The 5,010-nt window shown below is 36.4% G+C and carries 4 protein-coding genes; 1 reads left to right on the plus strand and 3 read right to left on the minus strand.

Annotation, left to right across the window (positions count from 1 at the left end):
* Positions 1-618 precede the first annotated feature (618 nt).
* The 3 genes from ACOVQ4_RS03825 to ACOVQ4_RS03835 form a co-directional block, all read right to left on the minus strand.
* A complete protein-coding gene (locus ACOVQ4_RS03825) occupies positions 619-1,053 on the minus strand; it encodes a hypothetical protein (protein WP_421819331.1) in 435 nt (144 codons plus the stop codon).
* Positions 1,054-1,160: 107 nt separating this feature from the next.
* Positions 1,161-1,703: a hypothetical protein gene (locus tag ACOVQ4_RS03830; protein WP_421819332.1), complete on the minus strand. Its 543-nt coding sequence runs from the start codon at positions 1,701-1,703 to the stop codon at positions 1,161-1,163.
* A gap of 470 nt (positions 1,704-2,173) precedes the next feature.
* On the minus strand, positions 2,174-2,353 hold the full coding sequence (locus ACOVQ4_RS03835; RefSeq protein ID WP_421819333.1) for a hypothetical protein: 180 nt from the start codon (positions 2,351-2,353) through the stop codon (positions 2,174-2,176).
* A 368-nt stretch (positions 2,354-2,721) separates the two neighbouring features.
* Here ACOVQ4_RS03835 and ACOVQ4_RS03840 point away from each other — a divergent pair, with 368 nt between their 5' ends.
* Positions 2,722-4,839 carry a Tex family protein gene (locus tag ACOVQ4_RS03840; protein WP_421819334.1) on the plus strand — a complete coding sequence of 706 codons (2,118 nt, stop codon included), beginning with the start codon at positions 2,722-2,724 and terminating at the stop codon, positions 4,837-4,839.
* Positions 4,840-5,010: the final 171 nt, after the last annotated feature.

The following is a 5,010-nucleotide window of genomic DNA, read 5'->3' on the forward strand; positions in this document are numbered from 1 at the left end:
TTGGTATTTTTATCTTTTAAAGTTTTTGTAATCTAAGTAAAAAGACGTTATTAGTAATCAGGTGAACAGTATATCAGTTATTGTAATGCAATCATAATCATAAGGTTATAGTCAATTGTTATTTTTAAGATAATGTTAATTTAATCTTTCCTGCTACTTATACTAATTATCATATACGTCCGAATCTAATTTATTTTCTTGGAAAATTTTTGTACTCACTCTATTTACTCCACGGAAAAATCGGGGGGTGAAGTTACGTAATGCTAAGAACTTATTTGTCGTATACTCCGAATTGAACTAATCGGATTTGTTTTTTTACAGCTAGTTTGGATGTTAAGTTGGTAGGCAAAATAAGATTTCATTTGCCGACTTTAGGCAACAGAGAAGCACAAGCTTTCACATTTGTTTTAATAACTAGAGCTATATTCTTGTTGAATGTCCTATGGCTGAAAGCCATAGTCCCAATAAATTTATTTTGCCAAACTACCTTCTATATATCTAAAGAAAACCTTTTTGGGATTAAGAAAATTAGAAGGTCAAATATCTTTGAAGGAATAAGACTTTAACAACGTAGAGTCTTATTCCTTCTCATCTTATTCCAAATTCTACTATTCTTAATCAACAAGATTTTACTTGTACATCCTCAGCTTGATAAATCGTATAAGCTGAGGCTATCAAAACCACATTTTTGATAATGTATTGTCCTGGCAAGCTGAGTGCAAATACCGATTGCCATGTTTCGTTAGGCATGAGTAGTAAGGGTAAAAAGGTAGTTGCCATTTGACAGCAAAATAAGAAAAATGCCAATTTGGTTAGTCGGGGTACTAACCAGATAATTCCGATAAAACATTCTAAATATCCCAGAAATGGTAAAAAATTGCCAATAGAAATAAATTTTGCAAGTGTTAAAGCATGCAGCTGACTAACAATTTGCTCGGCTGGCGATATACCTACTACCTTCAAAGCGCCAAACCAAAAGAAAACAACAAATAAAGAAATTCTATTAAACCATTGTACGCTAGTGTGTTGGGTATTTGTATTGGATAAATTCATGGCTATAGTTTTTTGGGCTTGTATTGCTCAAGCTGGGTTAATTATCGACATAAGGATATGGTCATTGGGCTTGATAGATATACCAAGACACGATTACTACGTAAATATTAACAAACTACGGCAGGAGGGGGAGAGGTGTTGTTGAAATAACCTTCTGATAAGTGATATTGGTGAAAAATGCGCATGGCAGGGCTTGACCACTCCAAAATATACAAAATTGTATAACGTTCAATGGAGGCATATTCCTTCAATAAATTCTTTAAAAAATGACTACTTTTTCCAAAAGGTAGGTGCGAAGAGTGATCTTTTACATGGTCGGTGATATGTTCTGCCAGCTCCATAAATCTAAAACGGGCGTTGTTGTCGAGCTTACATAGGGTATATAAAGTGTCATTTTGATAGCGTTGTTCTACCAAATTATAGTGATTTTCGCCATGTTTAATTTTTCCTTCGACGGGGCGGCTCTCAGACCAGTTATTTTGATAGGGTAGTTGCAAAGGTTGCTTAATCCAATAATAATCAGCTGGTTCTCCGATGTTTATCTTTTGCGTATTCGTTATTCCATATTCCTCCCAACAATATAGAAGGCTAAAACCCACCATATTGTAAAAGAGTAATACTGCTAGAAATATAGAAATTAGTCTTTTCAAAAGATAAATTATTGTTTTTTTAAGAGCGGTAAATCTAAAAAAATGAATCCGAAAAAACAATGAGATTTATTGCTTTTGAAATTAATCCCGTCAACTTGTTTATACAAAAGGCTTACAATACAGGGTGTCTATAGGTATGAGCAGAAGATTGGACAAAACAAGAAAGTGAGATTCAGGTATATAGCCTTTTCAATGATTTTTTTAAAAAACAGTTTTAAACTGTTAAAAAATGAGTCCAAGACCAAGTCTTGAACTAGAGAACTTAATTTTGTCCAGTAATCAGATTATTGACTCATAACGTTTTCCTTCTTATGAGTGCAAAATAGTATTTAAGTGTTGGGATTTGGGCTTAAAACTGTAGGCTTTAGCTAAAAAGTCTTTATAATTTCATATAAAACACCTTTTTCTTTTTAGCCTACAGCCTAATTCCTGAAAACTCAAAATTAATTTTGCGCAGTTGCTCCAATGATTTAAGCTTTAATACGAATTGTTATAAAAGCAGTAGGGCGCATCAAGATATCTACACCGAAAGCAACGGTGACGATTTCATGTCCCTGTTCTTCTATAATACTCAATGTATTTTCTGTACGACGCATAAGTGCCGTAGTCGACCACCAGGTCGAAACTCTGAAGATTTTGTAGGCTGTCATGACGAACTATTAAAGTGAAGTTAATAATAATAAGCGGGTTCGAAAATTGAATAAGTATTCGTACAGAATTAAAATGAAATAGTTGTAAGTACAAAGAATTGATTGGTGAAATTTTAGATTCTCAATTCAGAACTCATCATCCAGCTATAATTCATAACTACCACAATTTACAAATTTTTAGGAAAGATATTTTTAGATTGCTTTCGAAAAAACGCTTCTTTGTTATACTAATTGAGTAAGTGGTCAAATTACCACTCACTGGCTGTACAATTTCTAAGAGTTTTTCTTATTCGGAGAAAAGCCGTATCGTCCCTTGGTTAAAATCCAAAAGAATGCTTAGCTTTGTGGTTAGTCAAAACCTAAAAATCATGAATACAACTCAAATTGGCATCATTACCAATGCGATTGGCGTAAGAGCCAACCAAGTACAAAATACCATCAAATTATTAGAAGAAGGCGGAACCGTACCGTTTATAGCTCGATATCGTAAAGAAGCAACTGGCAGCCTCGACGAAGTACAAATTCTAGATATAAAAGACCTTTGGAATAAATTAAAAGAAGCCGACAAGCGTCGCGAGGCTATTATCAAAGCTATTGAGGAGCAAGGAAAAATGACTCCTGAATTAATGAATAAGCTCAATAACGCTTATCAACTTCAGGAATTAGAAGACCTTTATTTACCGTATAAACAAAAACGTAAAACTCGTGCGAGTATCGCTATAGAAAAAGGACTTGAGCCTTTGGCAAAATTGATTTTTGAACAAAAAGATAATAATTTTCTTCAAAAAGCTGAAAGCTATTTGAACGATAAAGTGGCCTCGGTGGACGAAGCACTTCAGGGAGCACGTGACATTATGGCTGAGTGGATCAACGAAAACGTGGACGCTCGTAATGCAGTGCGTAAGGTGTTTGAACGTGAAGCTTATATTTCTTCAAAAGTAAAAAAAGGAAAAGAGGAGGAGGGTATTAAATACAAAGACTATTACGATTTTAGCGAACCTCTCAAAAAAGTACCTTCGCATCGCTTACTCGCCATTCGTCGTGGTGAGGAAGAAGGAATTTTGTCGGTTTCTATTTCGCCAGATGAGGATAATGCTTTGGGCGCTCTCGACCGCATATTCTTGCGTGGTATGTCTGAACCTAAAAAACAGGTGGAAGATGCCATTACCGATTCATACAAACGATTGATGAAGCCATCTATCGAAAATGAATTTTCTAATTTGTCTAAGGAAAAAGCTGATACTGAAGCCATCAGAATTTTTGCTCAAAATCTTCGTCAACTATTATTGGCATCACCACTTGGACAAAAACGTACTTTAGCCATTGACCCTGGATATCGTACGGGTTGTAAGGTGGTTGTATTGGATGCGCAAGGGAATTTGATCGCAGATACCGTGATTTATCCTTTTGACAAAACAATTGAATCGCAACATACGGTGTTGTCTTTAGTAGAAAAACATAAAATCGAAGCAATTGCCATCGGAAACGGAACTGCTGGTCGCGAAACGGAGGCTTTTGTCAAAAAGTTAACTTTTACTACGCCACCACAAATCTTTATGGTTTCGGAGCAAGGTGCTTCTATTTATTCAGCCTCAGAAGTAGCTCGTGAAGAGTTTCCTGATAAAGATGTGACAGTTCGTGGGGCTGTTTCCATTGGTCGCCGCTTGCTCGACCCATTGGCAGAATTAGTAAAAATCGACCCTAAATCTATTGGTGTGGGTCAATACCAGCATGATGTAGACCAGCCATTACTAAAGAATTCATTGGATTCGGTTGTAGAAAGTTGTGTAAATACAGTTGGGGTAAACATCAATACCGCTTCGAAACATTTGTTGAGCTACGTGGCTGGTTTAGGACCAAGTTTGGCGGCTAATATTGTTAAGTTTCGTAAGGAAAATGGAGATTTTAAATCAAGAGCGCAAATCAAAAAAGTACCTCGTTTGGGCGATAAGGCATTTGAACAATGTGCTGGCTTCTTGAGAATTCCTCAGTCAGATAACCCTCTGGATAATTCAGCAGTTCACCCTGAGAGTTATCAGGTTGTAGAGCGTATGGCGAAGGATTTGAAATGTACTGTAAAAGATTTGATGACAAGTGCTGAGCTTCGTAAAAAACTCAATTTGCAACAATATATCAGCGAAAATACAGGTTTGCTCACCCTTCAAGATATTTTGAAAGAGTTGGAAAAACCCTCACGTGACCCTCGTGAGCAACTCACTGCCTTTGAGTTTGATGCCAACGTAAAAACAATTGAGGATTTATATGAAGGAATGGTTTTGCCGGGTATCGTTACTAACATTACTGCCTTTGGATGTTTTGTGGATGTGGGTGTAAAACAAGATGGATTAGTTCATATTTCGCAACTAGCCAACCAATATGTTTCAGATCCAAATCAGGTGGTAAAATTACAACAACAAGTGCAAGTAAGAGTGGTAGAGGTAGATATTGCTCGCAAGCGTATTGCCTTAAGCATGAAAGCGGTTTAGGAGGAGGAAAGGGAATAGGTGCAAAGGCACAGAGTGTTTTTTTAAGTGGCATAGGGAACGGGCACAAAGGCACAGAGTGGTTTTTTTAGTGAATAAGTGAACAGGCACAAAGGCATAGAGTGGTTTTTTTAGTGATTGAGTGAACAGGCACAAAGGCACAGAGTGGTTTTT

Origin of the sequence: Flectobacillus sp., assembly GCF_049240685.1 — a bacterium.
Taxonomy (GTDB): Bacteria; Bacteroidota; Bacteroidia; order Cytophagales; family Spirosomataceae; genus Flectobacillus.